The organism is Faecalibacterium sp. i21-0019-B1 (genome assembly GCF_042852915.1).
Lineage (GTDB): Bacteria > Bacillota > Clostridia > Oscillospirales > Ruminococcaceae > Faecalibacterium > Faecalibacterium taiwanense.
The window spans coordinates 1,000,583-1,016,211 of the sequence record NZ_AP031425.1 but is presented as its reverse complement, the minus strand read 5'-3'; the positions used below and the strand labels follow the sequence as shown (position 1 = coordinate 1,016,211).

Here is a 15,629-nt window from a genome sequence, read left to right as displayed (position 1 = left end):
AAAAAGCAATGAACGATATCCGAGATCTTTTCCCCGGCCGAATGCGGGAGCGCACCTTCCAGCTGAAGGCCAAGCGGGATGCCGGTGCCGTCTGGCACGAGCAGCAGTTTGTGGAGTGCAAGCAGTGCGGCCGCCGCGCCGCACGCACCCTGTGGGCAAGAAGCCTTTACGTCTGCCCCAACTGCGGCTACCACATGCCCATTGGCGGGTACTACCGGCTCAGTCTGGTGCTGGACCACGGCAGCTTCCGGGAACTGGATGCCGACCTTGCTCCGCAGGATGTGCTGCATTTTCCGGGCTACCGTGAAAAGCTTGCCACCGCCCAGAACAAGACCGGCCTGCGCGAAGCCGCTGTAACGGCCACCGGCCGCATCGGCGGGGTGGCCTGCGTGGCTGCCGTGCTGGACAGCCGCTTTTTCATGGGCAGCATGAGCACTGCCGTGGGCGACAAGATCACCCGCGCCATCGAGTACGCCGCCGCAAAGCACCTGCCGCTGGTTATTTTTTCGGCCAGCGGCGGCGCGCGGATGCAGGAGGGCATTTTCAGCCTGATGCAGATGGCAAAGACCAGTGCCGCCATCCAGCGCTTTTCGGCAAAGGGCGGGTTGTACATCAGTGTGCTCACCCACCCCACCACCGGCGGTGTGACGGCCAGCTTTGCAAGCCTTGGCGACATCATGCTGGCAGAGCCTGGCGCGCTGATCGGCTTTGCAGGTCCGCGGGTCATTGAGCAGACCATTGGCGAAAAGCTGCCTGCCGGATTCCAGCGCAGCGAGTTCCAGATGGAGCACGGCTTTGTGGATCAGGTGGTGCCCCGCAGCCAGCTGCGGGATACCCTGATCCAGGTCTTGCAGCTCCATGCAGGAGGAAAACACGAATGATCAAGGAAATTTTAGAGCAGCTGGCTCCGCTGGATGCCCAGATCGCCGCGCTGAAAGGCAGCGGCAACGAGATGGATGCCATCACGGCCCATGCCTCCGAGCTGGCAGAGCTGGCTGTGGAAGAGGACGAGATCCTGCGCACCTGCGGCCCGCTGACCGCCGAGGATCGGGTGTTTCTGGCCCGGCACCCGGAGCGCCCCCACATTGATGAGACCGTTTCTGCCCTGTTCACCGACTTCTTTGAGCAGCGCGGCGACCGTCAGTGCAAGGAAGACCCTGCCATTCTGGGCGGCATCGCCCGTTTTCACGGATTGCCGGTGACGGTCATCGGCCACCGCAAGGGCAGTACACTGGAAGAAAATCTGGCCTGTAACTTTGGTATGCCGGGGCCGGAGGGCTACCGCAAGGCCCTGCGCCTGATGAAGCAGGCCGAAAAGTTTGGCCGGCCCATCATCACCTTCATTGACACGCCGGGCGCTTACCCCGGCAAGGATGCCGAGGAGCGCGGTCAGGGCGAAGCCATTGCACGCAACCTGATGGAAATGAGCGGCCTGACCGTGCCGGTCATTGCCGTTGTCACCGGCGAAGGCTCTTCCGGCGGTGCGCTGGCACTGGGTGTGGCAAACCACATCCTCATGCTGGAAAATGCCGTTTACTCGGTGCTCAGCCCCGAGGGCTTTGCCAGCATTCTATGGAAGGATGCTTCCCGCAGTGGCGAAGCCTGCGAGATGATGAAGCTGACCGCGCAGGATCTGTACAGCGATGGCATCGTGGAGCAGGTGATCCCGGAACCGTTGGGCGGCGCACAGCGCAGCCACGCAGCCTTGTTTGAACAGTTGGATGTTGCTTTGCGGGTGCACCTGAAAGAGCTGTGCCGCATGAGCGGCCGCCAGCTGGCCGACCAGCGCTATAAAAAATACCGCCAGATCGGAGAAACGAGGAACGCATGAGTGGTTTACAGCTGATCGCCACCGGCGGGGCCATCCCCGGCCGAACGGTCACCAACGAAGATCTGAGCCGCATGGTGGATACCAGTGACGAGTGGATCACCAGCCGCACCGGCATCCGCACCCGGCACTGGTGCACGGAGGATGAATCTGCCGCCACGCTGGCCATTTCCGCCGCAAAGCAGGCTTTGGCCCGCAGCGGCCTTGCCCCTGCGCAGATCGGGTGCTGCATCTGTGCCACCCTGTCCGCCCCAGACGCGACCCCCAGTGTAGCCTGTCAGGTGCAGGCGGCGCTGGGCCTTCCCGAGGACCGGCCTGCGCTGGATGTCAACGCGGCCTGTTCCGGCTTCCTCTACGGCATAGCCGTGGCGCGGGGACTGCTGACAACTTTGGGTGGACAGTATGCCCTCGTCATTGGGTGCGAAGCCCTTTCCCGCCTGATGGACCCCGCCGACCGCTCCACCTGTGTACTGTTTGGGGATGGAGCCGGTGCTGCCATTTTTCAGCTGTCGGACACTCCCTTTGCTCTGACGCTGGGCGCGCGCGGCAGCGATGTTCTCCATGCGGGCGGGCCGAACCGCACAGGTTCTGCGCCCATCACCATGGACGGCAAGGCCGTATTCCGCTTTGCAGTGGATGCCCTGCCCAAGTGCCTGCACACTGTGCTGGATGAAACGCAGCTGACCCTCGATGATCTTGAGTGGGTGGTCTGCCATCAGGCCAACAGCCGCATCATCGACCACTGCGTGCGGGCGCTGAAGGCCGACCCGGCAAAGTTCTACAAGAACATGGACCGCCACGGCAACACCAGCGCCGCCAGCATCCCGGTAGCTCTGAACGAACTTGCCGAGAACGGGCAGCTGCAGCCGGGCCAGCTTCTGGCCTGCATCGGCTTTGGCGGCGGCCTGACATGGGGCGGCGCAATTTTTCAATACAAAGAGTAAAAATCATGTTCGGCAAACGGGCTCGCCCTCTCAGTCACCTTCGGTGACAGCTCCCCCAAAGTGGGAGCCTTTGGCAAAACCGAAAAGTTTACCGTACTGCCAAGGGCTCTACCCTTGGGAGAGCTGTCGAGCAGAGCGAGACTGAGAGGGCGAGGACGCTTACCGATAGGATAAAACTATGAAACTTTTAAATGAAATTCTAGGCACAAAATACCCCATCATTCAGGGCGGCATGGCCAACATTGCCACCGGCGAGTTTGCCGCCGCCTGCTCCAACGCGGGTGCGCTGGGCATCATTGGTGCGGGCGGCATGAACGCCGACACCCTGCGCCAGAACATCCGCCGCTGCAAAGAGCTGACCGACAAGCCTTTTGGCGTGAACATCATGCTCATGCATCCGCAGGCAGATGAGTTTGCCAAGATCGTGGTGGAAGAGGGCGTGCCCGTTGTAACCACCGGTGCAGGCAACCCGGGCAAATATATCCCCGCGTGGAAAGCGGCAGGCATCAAGGTGATCCCGGTTGTCGCCGCCGCCGTTCTGGCAAAGCATCTGGAGCCGCTGGGCATCGATGCTGTCATTGCTGAGGGCACCGAGAGCGGCGGCCATGTGGGCGAAATGGCTACCATGGCGCTGGTGCCGCAGGTGGTGGATGCCGTAAATGTACCCGTCATTGCGGCTGGCGGCATCGCCGATGGCCGCCAGCTGGTAGCAGCTCTGGCTCTGGGTGCCTGCGGCGTGCAGGTAGGCACCTGCCTGCTGGTGAGCGAGGAGTGCCCCATCCATGAAAACTACAAAGCCGCCCTGCTCAAGGCCAAGGACAGCGATACCATCGTGACCGGCCGAAGCGTGGGTGCGCCGGTGCGAGTGCTGAAAAACCGAATGAGCCGCGAATATGTCCGGCAGGAAAACGCCGGTGCCGACAAGATGGAGCTGGAAAAGTACACCCTTGGCAGCCTGCGCCGCGCCGTGTTTGAGGGCGACACCACCACCGGAAGCCTGATGGCCGGTCAGGTGGCAGGCATGCTGCACGAGGTGCGCCCGGTGGCGGATATTCTTGCAGACCTGTGGAACAGCGGGAGGCAGCGCATTGCCGCGCTGAGCACCGAATGCTGACCCTCGGCAGAAAGACCCTGTCTGTGCCCATCTTACAGGGCGGCATGGGTGTGGGCGTTTCCCTTGGCGGGCTGGCCGGTGCTGTTGCAGCCTGCGGCGGCATGGGGTGCATCTCCACCGCCGATGCAGGCTACCGGGAGCCGGACTTTGCCCGCGACCCGGCAAGCGCCAACCACCGTGCACTGACAGTGGAAATTAAAAAAGCAAAGCAGATTGCAAAGGGCGCGGGCATGGTAGCCATCAACGCCATGGTGGCAACGCAGGATTATGCGGCCGCGATCCGCACCGCTGTGGAAGCGGGCGTGGACGCGGTGGTGTCCGGCGCGGGCCTGCCGTTGGAGCTGCCCGGCATCGTGGGCACAACGGATGTTGCCATCGCTCCCATCGTTTCCAGCGGAAGAGCCGCAAAACTCATCCTGCGCCGCTGGGCCAAAGAGTTTGGCCGCACCGCTGATTTTGTGGTGATCGAAGGCTGCAAGGCAGGCGGACACCTCGGCTTTGCCGAAGATGATCTGCTGGCAGGCAAATGCCAGACCCTCGACGCCATCCTGCCCGAGGTGCTGGCCGAGGTAAAGCCCTTTGAAGCACAGTTTGGCCACAGCATCCCCGTGTTTGTGGCAGGCGGCGTGTATACCGGTGCCGATATGGCCCACTTTACCGCAATGGGCGCTGCTGGCGTACAGCTTGCCACCCGCTTTATCACCACCTACGAGTGTGACGCATCCCAGGGCTACAAGGACGTTCTGCTGAACGCCCGGCCCGAGGATGTACGGATCATCCACAGCCCGGTGGGAATGCCGGGCCGTGCACTGAACACCCCGCTGGTGCAGGCGCTGGCAGAGGGGACCCGCTTCCCTCCCCGGCACTGCGCCCGCTGCCTGAAGACCTGCGATCCCGCCAAGGTGCCCTACTGCATCACCCACGCGCTCATCGAAGCCGTGAAGGGCAATGTGGAGGAGGGCCTGTTCTTCTGCGGGGCCAACGTGGGCAGGCTGGACCGGATGCGCACGGTGCAGGAGCTGATGGATGAACTTGTGATCGAATGGAGGCAAAATCAATGAAGCTTGCCGTTTTATATGCCGGTCAGGGGGCACAGCACCCCGGCATGGGCAAAGAATTTTACGAAGGCTCTCCCGCGTTCCGGGCGGCATTCGACAGCGCAGAGCTGGACTTCGACCTGCACCGCGTCTGCTTTGAGGACCCGGACGGCCTTTTGAATCAGACCGAATACACCCAGCCCTGCATGGTGGCCTTTGCCTGCGGCGTGACCGCAGTGCTGGCCCAGCAGGGCGTGAAACCCGCTTATGTGGCCGGGCTTTCGCTGGGCGAATACTCCGCGCTGGAAGCTGCCGGGGTGTTCACCGCAAAGCAGGCCATCGAACTGGCCGCTTACCGCGGCAAAGCCATGGCCGAAGCTGCAAAGGGCATTGACTGCGGCATGACCGCCGTGCTGAACCTTGACCGGCAGGCACTTGCAGCCTGCTGTGAGCAGGCTGCACAGCTCGGCTGTGTGCAGATCTGCAACTACAACTGCCCGGGTCAGCTGGTCATCGGCGGCGAGAAAGCCGCTGTGGACAAAGCCGCCGCACTGGCCAAAGAAGCCGGTGCCCGCCGCTGCATCCCGCTCAAGGTGAGCGGCCCGTTCCACACCCGCCTCATGGCCCCCGCCGGGGATGCACTGGCAAAGCGTTTTGCATCTGAGCCCTTTGGCGAGATGCAGGTGCCGGTGCTGTTCAACTGCCTTGGCCGTGAAAAAGCTGAGCAGGACAGCATCCCGGCGCTGCTCGTGAAGCAGGTGCAGAGCAGCGTTTACATGGAAGATACGCTCCACCGCCTCGGTGAGCTGGGCGTAGACCATATTCTGGAAGTTGGCCCGGGCAGTGCTCTGGCTGGCTTTGTGAAAAAGACCCTGCCCGGCGTGGTCTGCGCTTCGGTGGAGACCCCGGAGCAGCTGAACGCCGCACTGACAGCATGGAAGGAAGAGCTATGAGCGAAGAAACGATCATCCGCACCGCCGTTGTTACTGGCGGAAGCCGGGGCATTGGCCGGGCTGTGTGCATCCAGCTGGCAAAGCAGGGCTGCAATGTCGTGGTGAATTACTGCCACGGCGAAGCTGCAGCTGCCGAGACGGTGGCTCTGTGCAAGGCCGAAAATGCAAATGCCGTGGCTGTGCAGGCCGATGTTTCCACTGCCGAGGGCTGCAAAGCACTCTTTGAACAGGCGGTGAACGCCTTTGGCCGGGTGGATATCCTTGTGAACAACGCGGGCATTACCCGCGATAATCTGATCCTGCGCATGAGCGAAGAGGACTTCGATGCAGTGCTGAACGCAAACCTCAAGGGTGCGTTCCTCTGCTGCAAGGAGGCCGCCCGCCGCATGGTGCGCCAGCGCTGGGGCCGCATCGTGAACCTTTCCAGTGTGGTGGCCCTGCGGGGCAACGCCGGCCAGACCAATTACGCCGCCAGCAAGGCGGGCCTGATCGGCCTGACCAAAAGCCTTGCCCGCGAGCTGGCAAGCCGCAATGTGACCGTGAATGCGGTCGCGCCGGGCTTTATCGAGACCGACATGACCGCCGCCCTGCCGGAAGCCGTCCGTGCCGAAATGGCAAAGGGCATCCCCGCAGGCCGCGCAGGAAAGCCGGAGGATGTGGCAAATGCAGTGGCATTTTTCGCCGCAGAACAAAGCAGCTATCTCACCGGGCAGGTGCTCTGTGCAGACGGCGGCATGGCAATGTAAAAGGAGAAAACTCTCATGGAAAAACGCAGAGTCGTGATCACCGGCCTTGGCACCGTGAACCCGCTGGGCAACAATACCGCCGACAGCTGGGCCGCTGCCAAAGCGGGCAAATGCGGCATCGGCCCCATTACCCAGTTCGATACCACCGATTTTAAATGTAAGCTGGCAGGCGAGGTGAAGGGCTTTGACCCGGAAACCATCGTGGACAAAAAGGAAGCCCGCAAGATGGCCCGCTTTACCGTTCTGGCCCTTGCTGCCGCCGCTGAAGCAGTTGCAGACAGCAGTCTGGACACCGAAGCGGAAGCCAAACAGATCGGTGTCATCCTTTCCAGCGGCATCGGCGGTCTGCCCACCATTGAGGAGCAGCACACCCGTGGTGAAGAGAAGGGCATGGAAAAGGTAAGCCCCTATTTCGTGCCCATGTCCATTGCCAACATGGCAGCGGCACAGGTGGCCATCCGCTTTGGTCTGAAGGGCATGTGCACCTGCCCGGTGACGGCCTGCGCCGGCGGCACCAATGCCGTAGGCGATGCCTTCCACCGCATCCGTGACGGCTACGAGACCGCCATGGTCTGCGGCGGTGCAGAGAGCTGCATCAGCCCTCTGGGCATCGGCGGCTTTACCAGCATGAAAGCGCTTTCCACTGCGACCGATCCGGATGCAGCCAGCCTGCCCTTTGACGCACGGCGCGGCGGCTTCGTGATGGGCGAAGGCAGCGGTGTGCTGGTGCTGGAAGAGCTGGAACATGCCCGTGCCCGCGGTGCGCACATCTACGCCGAGGTGGTGGGCTACGGTGCCAACTGCGATGCCTACCACTTCACCGCCCCCGCCCCCGGCGGCGCAGGTGCCATCGACTGCATGGCGCTGACGCTGGCGGATGCAGGCATCGCACCGGAGCAGGTGGACCACATCAACGCCCACGGCACCGGCACCCACATGAACGATGCCTGCGAGACCGCCGCCATCCATGCAGTGTTCGGCGAACACGCAAAGCAGCTGACCGTGGTGAGCACCAAGAGCATGACCGGCCATCTGCTGGGCGGTGCGGGCGGCATCGAAGCCGTATTTACAGCGCTGGCCCTGCATGACCAGTTTGCACCGCCCACCATCCACTATGAGCAGCCCGATCCCGAATGTGATCTGGACTATGTGCCGAACACTGGCCGTGCGCAGGCCATGACCTACGCACTGAGCAACAGTCTGGGCTTTGGCGGGCACAATGCCTGCATCGCCCTGCGCAGATGGGAGGGCTGACCCATGGCAGAACCCCGCACCGTGCGTGCAGACGCAAACGCCCTGAACAGCGAGGAGATCGCGGCGCTTCTGCCGCACCGCTATCCCTTTGCCCTTGTGGACCGCATTTTGGACTACGAGCCGGGCCAGTGGGCCATCGGCCGCAAGTGCGTGAGCCGCAATGAGGAATTTTTCTGCGGACATTTTCCCGGCCAGCCGGTGATGCCGGGAGTGCTCATTCTGGAAGCACTGGCCCAGACCGGTGCCGTTGCGGCGCTCAGCCTGCCGGAGAACAAGGGCAAACTGGCCCTCTTCGGCGGCATCAAGAATGCCCGCTTCCGCAAGCAGGTCACCCCCGGCGATGTGCTCACCCTGCACTGTGAACTGGTAGAACAGCACGGCCCGGTGGGCGTGGGCAAAGCCTCGGCGTGGGTGGACGGCAAGTGCGCCGCCACCGCCGAGCTGACCTTTGTGCTGACCGACCCCAACGCCTAAAAACACCCCTGTGAGTTTAAAAAAGCTCACAGGGGTGTTTTCCGTTATTTTACCATTGAGAAGCTGCTTCGCTCTCTCAGCCAAGCGCCACATCCAGAACCATCAGTGGTGCCCCACCAGATAGGCCACCCGTTCGATCTGCGCCGCCGTCATGCCGTTATCCGCCAGAAATTCCCGCACCAGCGGAGCACTCTCCTGCTCCTGATACTTTCCATTGGTGTTACTGCAATGGTAGGATTGCATATTTACTGATTTCTGTATCTGTTCAGGACAGCATCCGGGATATGGCAGTAACTGCAGTCTTCAGGGTGCCGTTCCAGATGGTGCTGATGCTCCTCAGCGCTCCGGACATAATTTGTCAGCGGCAGCACTTCCAGCATGATCTTGTCCCGGTCCTCCCGGCCGTTTATAAAAGCTCTTGCTTCTTCCAGATGTCTGGAATCTGTACTGTACAGCCCTGTCCGGTACTTTTTTCCAACGTCCACGCCCTGTTTGTTCAGGCTGTAGGGGTCGATGATCTCAAACAGGTGTGCCATCAGTTCTGAAATGCTTGTGTTTTTCTCATCATAGACCACTTTTACGCATTCTGCATATCCATCGTATGGGCCATCCAGAGAACTCGTTGTTCCGTTGGCCCTGCCGGCTTCAGTCATCTGTACACCAGGCACTGTGTCAAAAAAATGCTGTACGCCCCAAAGGCATCCGCCTGCGATATAGACCGTTTCCATCTTGATTTTCCCCTTCCTGTTGATCATATATCAGCTTTGCTCCTATTCTACCACGCTTTCCCACTGTCGGAAAGATATCGGAAAACAAAAATGGCCCCGGAGGGCTTATCGCAGCTCTCCGGGGCCGCCTTGTGCAGAGTGATTTTCTCTCGATGGGCTTTCAGAAATGCTTTGCTGTAATCAGCTTGCGTGAACCACAGCGGAAGGACCCTCATAAGATACAGAAAAGATTTCTGTATTTTTCTTGACAGTTTTCCCATATTCTGTTTTAATACATCTGATAAAAGGGAGTAAAGGGCAGTGTTCCGGCTTATTCTTCGGGAGACTGCTGCATGGCAGCGTCATCACGGCAGAAATGCCCGATGTCATGTGTTCGCTTGAGACTTTTGTCACAGACAAGGTGCTGTGGCAGGAGTCTCTTTTTCTTGTCACCGTACCGGAGCACAATAGGAGGCAAGAAAACTATGAACTTTCTGAACACATTCGCAAGTCTGTTTTCCAATTTTGGAAACCTGACTTGGCAGATGGTGGTGATGTGGGGCATTGGTGCATTGCTCATCTACCTTGCCATCGCCAAAAAAATGGAGCCGAGCCTGCTTTTACCCATGGGCTTTGGTGCCATTCTGGTCAATCTGCCGCTGTCCGGTGCCATCACGCAGGGCGATACCGTAGGCCCCATTTCTGCCCTGTTTGAAGCAGGCATGTCCAACGAGCTGTTTCCCCTGCTGCTTTTCATCGGCATTGGTGCTATGATCGACTTTGGCCCCCTGCTGGAAAAACCGTGGCTCATGCTCTTTGGTGCCGCAGCGCAGTTTGGTATTTTCTTCACCCTGTTTCTGGCAGGCTTCTTCTTTGATTTGAAGGATGCTGCTTCCATCGCTGTCATTGGTGCAGCGGACGGTCCCACCGCCATTTTTGTAGCTAACACCCTCAACTCCCAGTACCTTGGTGCCATCATGGTGGCAGCGTACAGTTACATGGCTCTGGTGCCCATCGTGCAGCCGCCGGTCATTAAACTGCTGACCACTCAGAAGGACCGCCGCATCCGGATGCCCTATGAAAAGGGCAATGTCAGCCAGCTGACGAAGATTCTGTTCCCCATTGTTGTAACCATCATTGCCGGTATGGTAGCTCCTGCCAGTGTAGCTCTAGTTGGTTTTCTGATGTTCGGCAACCTGCTGCGGGAGTGCGGCGTACTGAACGCCCTCAGCGAAACCGCGCAGAATGTGCTGGCAAACCTCATCACCATCGTGCTGGGCCTGACCGTGGCCGGACAGATGACCGCTGACAAGTTTGTCCGGCCCGATACCCTGCTCATCCTTGCACTGGGTCTGGTAGCCTTCGTTTTTGATACCGCAGGCGGCGTGCTGTTTGCAAAGCTGCTGAACCTGTTCCTGCCCGAAGGCAAAAAACTGAACCCGATGATCGGTGCAGCCGGCATCTCCGCCTTCCCCATGAGCGGCCGTGTGGTCAACAAGATGGGATTGGAAGAAGATAACCAGAATTTCCTGCTGATGTACTCCATCAGCGTCAACGTTTCGGGGCAGATCGCATCCGTCATTGCAGGCGGCCTAATTCTGACCCTGATGGCTTAACGGAGGTACACTTATGCTTCATCTTTCTTCGTGGATGACCACCCTGCCCATGATGCTCATCGGCATGGTCGGCATTCTTCTCGTCATTGGTGTCATTGTTCTGGCTGTGATGCTGCTCAACCGGCTGACAAATCGGAAATAATTCACCCCATCAAGTAGAAACGAATTTACGGCGAAATATCGATATAAATATGATGCACAGGCCTTCTAAAGCTGTGATTTTGTGACAACTTGGTGTCACTTCAATAAAGAACCCGCTTTCACTTCAATTTGATGTTGAAAGCGGGTTCTTTTCGCTTTTATGCGTGTTTGACGGCGGTTTCAAAAAGATTGACTGCTGCGCCCTCTTGCGTGTCGGTGTTGTGGGTACCACGCTTTTTCACTTCCGAAAAGATGTCAGAATACAAAAACCCCCGAAGAGCTTTTTACGGTTCTCCGGGGGCTGGTTCTATGCGCCGGTGTTCCTCACACCGATGCACAAACGTTACTCGATTTCAATGAGATTGGGATTCGCAGGCAGAGCCTTCTGCTGCTGCGGTGCGGGCAGCACGATGTGCAGGATGCCATCCTCGAACTTTGCGTGGATGTCCTCCTTCTTCACGGCATCACCCACATAGAAGCTGCGGGCACAGGTACCGGAGAAGGTCTCACGGCGCAGATAACGGCCATTGTTGTCCTTCTCGTCATTGGAGTGGTTGCGGACGGCCTGAATGGTCAGGTAGCCGTCGCTCAGCTCCATCTGAACGTCTTCCTTCTTGCAACCGGGCAGGTCAACAGCCACATCATAGTTGCCATCGGCGGTCTGCTTCACATCGGTTTTCATCATGTTTGCGCCGCGCTTGCCGAAGGTCTCACGCTCTTCACGATTCATTGCACGCTCCAGCGCACCGTCGTTCCAGAACGGATCAAAGAAATCATCGAACAGATTTTCATGGAAAACAGCAGGCATAAACATAAAACAACCCTCCAATCCCGGCGTTCGGGTCGGGCATAAAATCAAGATCGTGCATCAGAAGCGGAGTCTTCCCGGGAGCCTTGCGGTTCCCTCATGCCCCTTTCTCCTGAGCACGCCACTGTTATAACACTGTTTATTAGCAGTGTCAATAGTAGAGCGCTAAAATTCATAAAAGAATAATACTTTTATAATATTTCATGCAATTCTCGGCAAAATCGTTTGCACTGGATTCAATTTTTTCTTCTCCAATCGTAGTCTTTCGCTGTGACAGAACGGATGCAAGCCGTTTCTTCAGAACCAGGCGATCCATTGCCCGCGTAAACAATGCAGTTATCAAAAAGTCTCTCTGTCCTTGCAGCGTCTTGCGTTCTGCCGGTCCACCCGCTATAATAATGTGGAAACCGAGATGAAAAGAGCGTGATATTGTGGAAGAGACCGAGATCAGTCATTTTCTCCACATTCTGGTCCGAATGGGCGAAGCTTTACAAAACAGTGGCGCAGAAGTATTCCGCGTTGAGGACACTTTGAACCGGATCGCAATCGCCTATGGGGCAGAAGATGTGAATGTATTCGTGATCACATCCAGCATCGTGGTCACGCTTACCATGCCCTCGCTGCCGCCGCAGACCGAGACCCGCCGCCTGCGTCACGCTGCCAGCAATGACCTGCTGACATTGGAAAAGCTCAATGCGCTCAGCCGCCGTATCTGCACAGCACCTCCTTCCATAGAAGAGTTTCAGCGCCAACTGAATGCCATTCTGGCACAGCATCCGGACCCAAGACTGCATCTTGCCGGCAGTGTGTTGGCTGCTTCCAGTTTTGCCATCTTCTTTGGTGGAAATCTCTGGGACGGCCTGCTGGCCGGCGGCATTGCCGTTCTGATTTGCTGGATGGAGCGCTATCTCTCGCCTTTTTGTATGAATGGCGTAGAATTTCAGTTTATAGCATCATTTCTCAGCGGTGTCTCCACTCTGCTGCTCTGCCGCTTTGGGATGCAGTTTCATGCCGATAAAGTTCTGATTGGTATCATCATGCTGCTGATTCCCGGCATCATGCTGACAAATTCCATCCGGGACATCTTACTTGGGGACATTATTTCCGGCTCTCTTCGGCTGGTGGAAGCCATTCTGATGGCCGCCACCCTTGCACTCGGCATGATGGCCGCCATCTGGTTGATGGGAGGAATTTCCGCATGATACAGGTTTTTTCGCAGTTGCTCAGTGCTGCCCTTGGTTCGGTCGGTTTCGGACTGATTTTCAATCTGAACCGGCGCTACTTACCCGCCGCCGGTGTAGGCGGACTTCTGGCATGGCTGGCTTATCTTCTTGCCGCCAACACCCTGCACAGCGTCTTTCTTGCCAATCTGTTGGCCGGTTTCTGTGCCGCTCTGTATGCCGAAATTCTTGCCCGATGCTGCAATGCACCCTCTACGCCTTTCTTCATCACCGCTGCCATTCCCCTCATTCCCGGAAGCACCCTCTACTACTGCATGAACGCAGTCGTCTCCAATGATTTGTCTGCTGCAGAGCATTTCGGAGAGCAGACCTTTCTGGCCGCTCTTGGAATTGCCGGCGGTATGGCAATCGCATGGTGTCTGGCCGATTTGAGCCGGAAGCTGCACGCACTTGCAATCCGTTCTTCGGGAAAGTAGCGATCTTCCACATTGAAGAATGCCGCTGATGATCGGGTCGTTTGAGCTGTTGCTCTGAAATACGAAGAAAGGCCGTCCGGCACCGCAGCAGGGCAGCCTTTACAATTACAAGGATGTGTCTCTATGAAACTACTCAAACAATTCATTCAGCAGGAAACGGTCCTCACCGCAGCCGCTGTGCTGGCCGTTGTCTCCGCCTTCTTTGTTCTGCCGGATGCGCAGTATCTCGGCTACATCGACCTGCGCACGCTGGCGATTTTGTTTTCCCTGATGACGGTCATGGCCGGGCTGCGGCGGCAGGGCTTTTTTGATGGACTGGGCCGGGCATTGCTGTCCCGTACCCACAGCACCTTTCAGCTGACGCTGGTACTGGTCGGGCTGTGCTTTTTCGGAAGCATGTTCATCACCAACGATGTTTCCCTGCTGACCTTCGTTCCCTTTACGTTCGTGGTTCTGAGCCGTCTGGGAGCGGATGTCCGCCGCTCCCTTCTGATCCCGGTGGTCTGTATGCAGACCATTGCGGCAAACCTTGGCAGTATGCTGACCCCCATCGGCAACCCGCAGAACCTCTATCTTTACGGAAAAAGCGGCATGAGCATCGGGGGATTTGTTCTTCTTATGCTGCCCTACACCCTGGTCTCTCTGCTCCTGCTGCTGGCTTGGGCAGCGCTGGTCTGCCAGAAAGCCTCTGCCGCCCTCTCCGTGGACGAGCTTGTTTCTTCTTCTGCATCTCAGGGAGATCAGAAGATCATCCTGCTGTATCTGGTTCTGTTTGCCGTTTGCCTGCTGTCCGTGATCCGGGTGTTGCCTTATGGCATTGCCTTTGCCGCTGTACTCGTCTGCGCCCTTTTTGCAGACCCGCACACCTTACGGGCAGTGGACTATTCCCTGCTTCTGACCTTTGTGGCTTTTTTCATCTTCATTGGCAATCTGGGGCGCATTCCGGCCTTTTCCGGCTGGCTGCAGGAGTTTCTGACCGGCCGGGAAGTTCTTGTGGCGGTTCTTGCTTCGCAGGTCACCAGTAATGTTCCCGCCGCCCTGCTGCTGTCCGGGTTCACGGCAGAGACACAAGCCCTCATCATCGGCACCAATCTGGGAGGTCTTGGCACTTTGATCGCATCCATGGCCAGTCTTATTTCCTACCGACAGATTGCACGGGAGCTGCCACAGGGGAAGAAGCAGTATTTTGGGCTGTTCACCCTGTCCAACCTGATCTTCCTTGCGATCCTGCTGGGTGTGTGGTTTTTGCTCCGCTGAGCGTGGCAGAGGACTTATGGTTTTTCTATAAAGCTAAAAAAGGGGAGTTCCGTCACGGACGAAGGTCCGGGCAGAACTCCCTTTGGTTTTATCGTATGGTCAGAATGCCGGTGCCCACCGGCACCTCCAGCAGCTTGCCGGAAAAATGCTTCGGGATGCCGGACAGTGCCTTTTCCAGATAGGCATCATTTTCTGCCTTGTTCATGTCCCACACCAGACGGCACACCGCTTTCCCGCTCAGGGTGGAGCAGGTGATCATACCATCATAAAAATTATTGCCGCCTGTCAGCCGGTAGGCACTGCGGATTGCTTCTTTTCGTTCCATGCTCCGTCCTCCTTACACTATTTCACCGCTTTTGCGCCGTAACGCACAGCCAGCCCTTTTTGCTTTTGTGGCTCTGGATCTGACAAAATCCTGCTTGTTCCAGATACTCTTTCAGTGCAGTATCCGTATAGATGGTCATGCCATTGATGATTTTCGTCCATTTGTCGTCTTTTGTCGTTTCGCCGTTTGCTTCGTTACAGATGAAAAAGATTCCGCCGGGCTTCAGCACTCGATAAACCTCTCTGAAATTCTGTGCAAGCTCCGGCCAGAAGTAGACCGTTTCAAAGGCGGTCACCACATCAAAATGCTCCGCTTCAAACGGCAGTTCTGCCACACTTGCCTGTTGCACGGTACACCGTCCTGCCGCAATGGCTCTGGCATTGACCTTTCGCGCTTTTTCCACACTGACGGCTGAGTAGTCGATGCCCTGCACCTTGCCGTTGGGGCACAGTTTCAACAGTGTCTTAATGTTCGCTCCACCGCCGCAGCCGCAGTCCAGCACCATGGCATCCGGGGCAGGCTGTAAAAAGCGCAGCCCCCATTCTGCCATTGCGCTGTGTCCAAAGTTCATCATAGCAACCATGATCTTCCCGCCAAAGCCTACGGGCTTTCGGGTGTTTTCAAAAAAGGACATAACGCCACCCTCTTTCTGTTTACCGTTCACAATGCAATGCTTTTTACCAGATGCGCCCACTGCACTGGATGACAGGCCCGCAATTCCTCGTGCTGTGAGTTAGACAATGCTAACTTTCCATTCTATAAAAAGCC

19 protein-coding genes are annotated in these 15,629 nt (G+C 57.9%); 14 read left to right on the top strand and 5 right to left on the bottom strand.

Annotation, left to right across the window (positions count from 1 at the left end):
- Positions 1–8: 8 nt before the first annotated feature.
- The 9 genes from accD to fabZ all read left to right on the top strand — a co-directional run bounded on the left by accD (position 9) and on the right by fabZ (position 8,350).
- Entirely contained in the window at positions 9–881 is an 873-nt protein-coding gene (gene accD / locus ACGHP1_RS05030; RefSeq protein WP_390508153.1) for an acetyl-CoA carboxylase, carboxyltransferase subunit beta, read from the top strand.
- Positions 878–1,831, top strand: coding sequence for an acetyl-CoA carboxylase carboxyltransferase subunit alpha (locus ACGHP1_RS05025; protein ID WP_005939761.1), 954 nt, complete (start codon positions 878–880; stop codon positions 1,829–1,831). Before accD ends, ACGHP1_RS05025 begins: the two co-directional genes overlap by 4 nt.
- Positions 1,828–2,772 carry a beta-ketoacyl-ACP synthase III gene (locus tag ACGHP1_RS05020; RefSeq protein WP_005939758.1) on the top strand — a complete coding sequence of 315 codons (945 nt, stop codon included), beginning with the start codon at positions 1,828–1,830 and terminating at the stop codon, positions 2,770–2,772. Before ACGHP1_RS05025 ends, ACGHP1_RS05020 begins: the two co-directional genes overlap by 4 nt.
- Positions 2,773–2,950: 178 nt before the next feature.
- Complete coding sequence (locus ACGHP1_RS05015; RefSeq protein WP_249235710.1) at positions 2,951–3,886, top strand: DUF561 domain-containing protein; 936 nt, start codon at positions 2,951–2,953, stop codon at positions 3,884–3,886.
- On the top strand, positions 3,880–4,947 hold the full coding sequence (locus ACGHP1_RS05010) for an NAD(P)H-dependent flavin oxidoreductase (protein ID WP_390509808.1): 1,068 nt from the start codon (positions 3,880–3,882) through the stop codon (positions 4,945–4,947). Before ACGHP1_RS05015 ends, ACGHP1_RS05010 begins: the two co-directional genes overlap by 7 nt.
- A complete protein-coding gene (fabD, locus tag ACGHP1_RS05005) occupies positions 4,944–5,876 on the top strand; it encodes an ACP S-malonyltransferase (protein ID WP_005939745.1) in 933 nt (310 codons plus the stop codon). Before ACGHP1_RS05010 ends, fabD begins: the two co-directional genes overlap by 4 nt.
- The gene (gene fabG, locus ACGHP1_RS05000; RefSeq protein ID WP_097774746.1) at positions 5,873–6,622 is read left to right on the top strand and encodes a 3-oxoacyl-[acyl-carrier-protein] reductase; all 750 of its coding nucleotides are present in this window, start codon (positions 5,873–5,875) and stop codon (positions 6,620–6,622) included. The genes fabD and fabG overlap by 4 nt, the downstream gene beginning before the upstream one ends.
- A gap of 15 nt (positions 6,623–6,637) precedes the next feature.
- Complete coding sequence (fabF, locus tag ACGHP1_RS04995) at positions 6,638–7,876, top strand: beta-ketoacyl-ACP synthase II (RefSeq protein ID WP_390508148.1); 1,239 nt, start codon at positions 6,638–6,640, stop codon at positions 7,874–7,876.
- A gap of 3 nt (positions 7,877–7,879) precedes the next feature.
- Positions 7,880–8,350 carry a 3-hydroxyacyl-ACP dehydratase FabZ gene (fabZ, locus tag ACGHP1_RS04990; RefSeq protein WP_005939736.1) on the top strand — a complete coding sequence of 157 codons (471 nt, stop codon included), beginning with the start codon at positions 7,880–7,882 and terminating at the stop codon, positions 8,348–8,350.
- A gap of 102 nt (positions 8,351–8,452) precedes the next feature.
- Here the strand turns inward: fabZ and ACGHP1_RS04985 are convergent, their stop codons facing one another.
- On the bottom strand, positions 8,453–8,593 hold the full coding sequence (locus tag ACGHP1_RS04985) for a hypothetical protein (protein ID WP_390508146.1): 141 nt from the start codon (positions 8,591–8,593) through the stop codon (positions 8,453–8,455).
- Between the two features lie 2 nt (positions 8,594–8,595).
- The gene (locus tag ACGHP1_RS04980) at positions 8,596–9,105 is read right to left on the bottom strand and encodes a peptide-methionine (S)-S-oxide reductase (RefSeq protein ID WP_390508144.1); all 510 of its coding nucleotides are present in this window, start codon (positions 9,103–9,105) and stop codon (positions 8,596–8,598) included.
- A gap of 437 nt (positions 9,106–9,542) precedes the next feature.
- On the opposite strand from ACGHP1_RS04980, the gene ACGHP1_RS04975 reads away from it, so the two are divergent.
- Together ACGHP1_RS04975 and ACGHP1_RS04970 are read left to right on the top strand one after the other, a co-directional pair.
- A complete protein-coding gene (locus ACGHP1_RS04975) occupies positions 9,543–10,673 on the top strand; it encodes a sodium ion-translocating decarboxylase subunit beta (protein WP_005939727.1) in 1,131 nt (376 codons plus the stop codon).
- Positions 10,674–10,686: 13 nt separating this feature from the next.
- Positions 10,687–10,815, top strand: coding sequence for an OadG-related small transporter subunit (locus ACGHP1_RS04970; RefSeq protein ID WP_120080701.1), 129 nt, complete (start codon positions 10,687–10,689; stop codon positions 10,813–10,815).
- 342 nt (positions 10,816–11,157) lie between these two features.
- Here the strand turns inward: ACGHP1_RS04970 and ACGHP1_RS04965 are convergent, their stop codons facing one another.
- Complete coding sequence (locus ACGHP1_RS04965; protein ID WP_005939725.1) at positions 11,158–11,628, bottom strand: Hsp20/alpha crystallin family protein; 471 nt, start codon at positions 11,626–11,628, stop codon at positions 11,158–11,160.
- A gap of 425 nt (positions 11,629–12,053) precedes the next feature.
- Between ACGHP1_RS04965 and ACGHP1_RS04960 the strand changes: the two genes are divergently transcribed.
- The 3 genes from ACGHP1_RS04960 (at position 12,054) to ACGHP1_RS04950 (ending at position 14,536) form a co-directional block, all read left to right on the top strand.
- Positions 12,054–12,824 carry a threonine/serine exporter family protein gene (locus ACGHP1_RS04960; RefSeq protein WP_005939719.1) on the top strand — a complete coding sequence of 257 codons (771 nt, stop codon included), beginning with the start codon at positions 12,054–12,056 and terminating at the stop codon, positions 12,822–12,824.
- Entirely contained in the window at positions 12,821–13,279 is a 459-nt protein-coding gene (locus ACGHP1_RS04955) for a threonine/serine exporter family protein (RefSeq protein ID WP_005939716.1), read from the top strand. The genes ACGHP1_RS04960 and ACGHP1_RS04955 overlap by 4 nt, the downstream gene beginning before the upstream one ends.
- 123 nt (positions 13,280–13,402) lie before the next feature.
- Entirely contained in the window at positions 13,403–14,536 is a 1,134-nt protein-coding gene (locus ACGHP1_RS04950) for an SLC13 family permease (protein WP_338428665.1), read from the top strand.
- 88 nt (positions 14,537–14,624) lie between these two features.
- Here the strand turns inward: ACGHP1_RS04950 and ACGHP1_RS04945 are convergent, their stop codons facing one another.
- A complete protein-coding gene (locus tag ACGHP1_RS04945) occupies positions 14,625–14,861 on the bottom strand; it encodes a hypothetical protein (protein WP_005939708.1) in 237 nt (78 codons plus the stop codon).
- Between the two features lie 22 nt (positions 14,862–14,883).
- Positions 14,884–15,495 carry a class I SAM-dependent methyltransferase gene (locus ACGHP1_RS04940; protein WP_338428666.1) on the bottom strand — a complete coding sequence of 204 codons (612 nt, stop codon included), beginning with the start codon at positions 15,493–15,495 and terminating at the stop codon, positions 14,884–14,886.
- Positions 15,496–15,629: the final 134 nt, after the last annotated feature.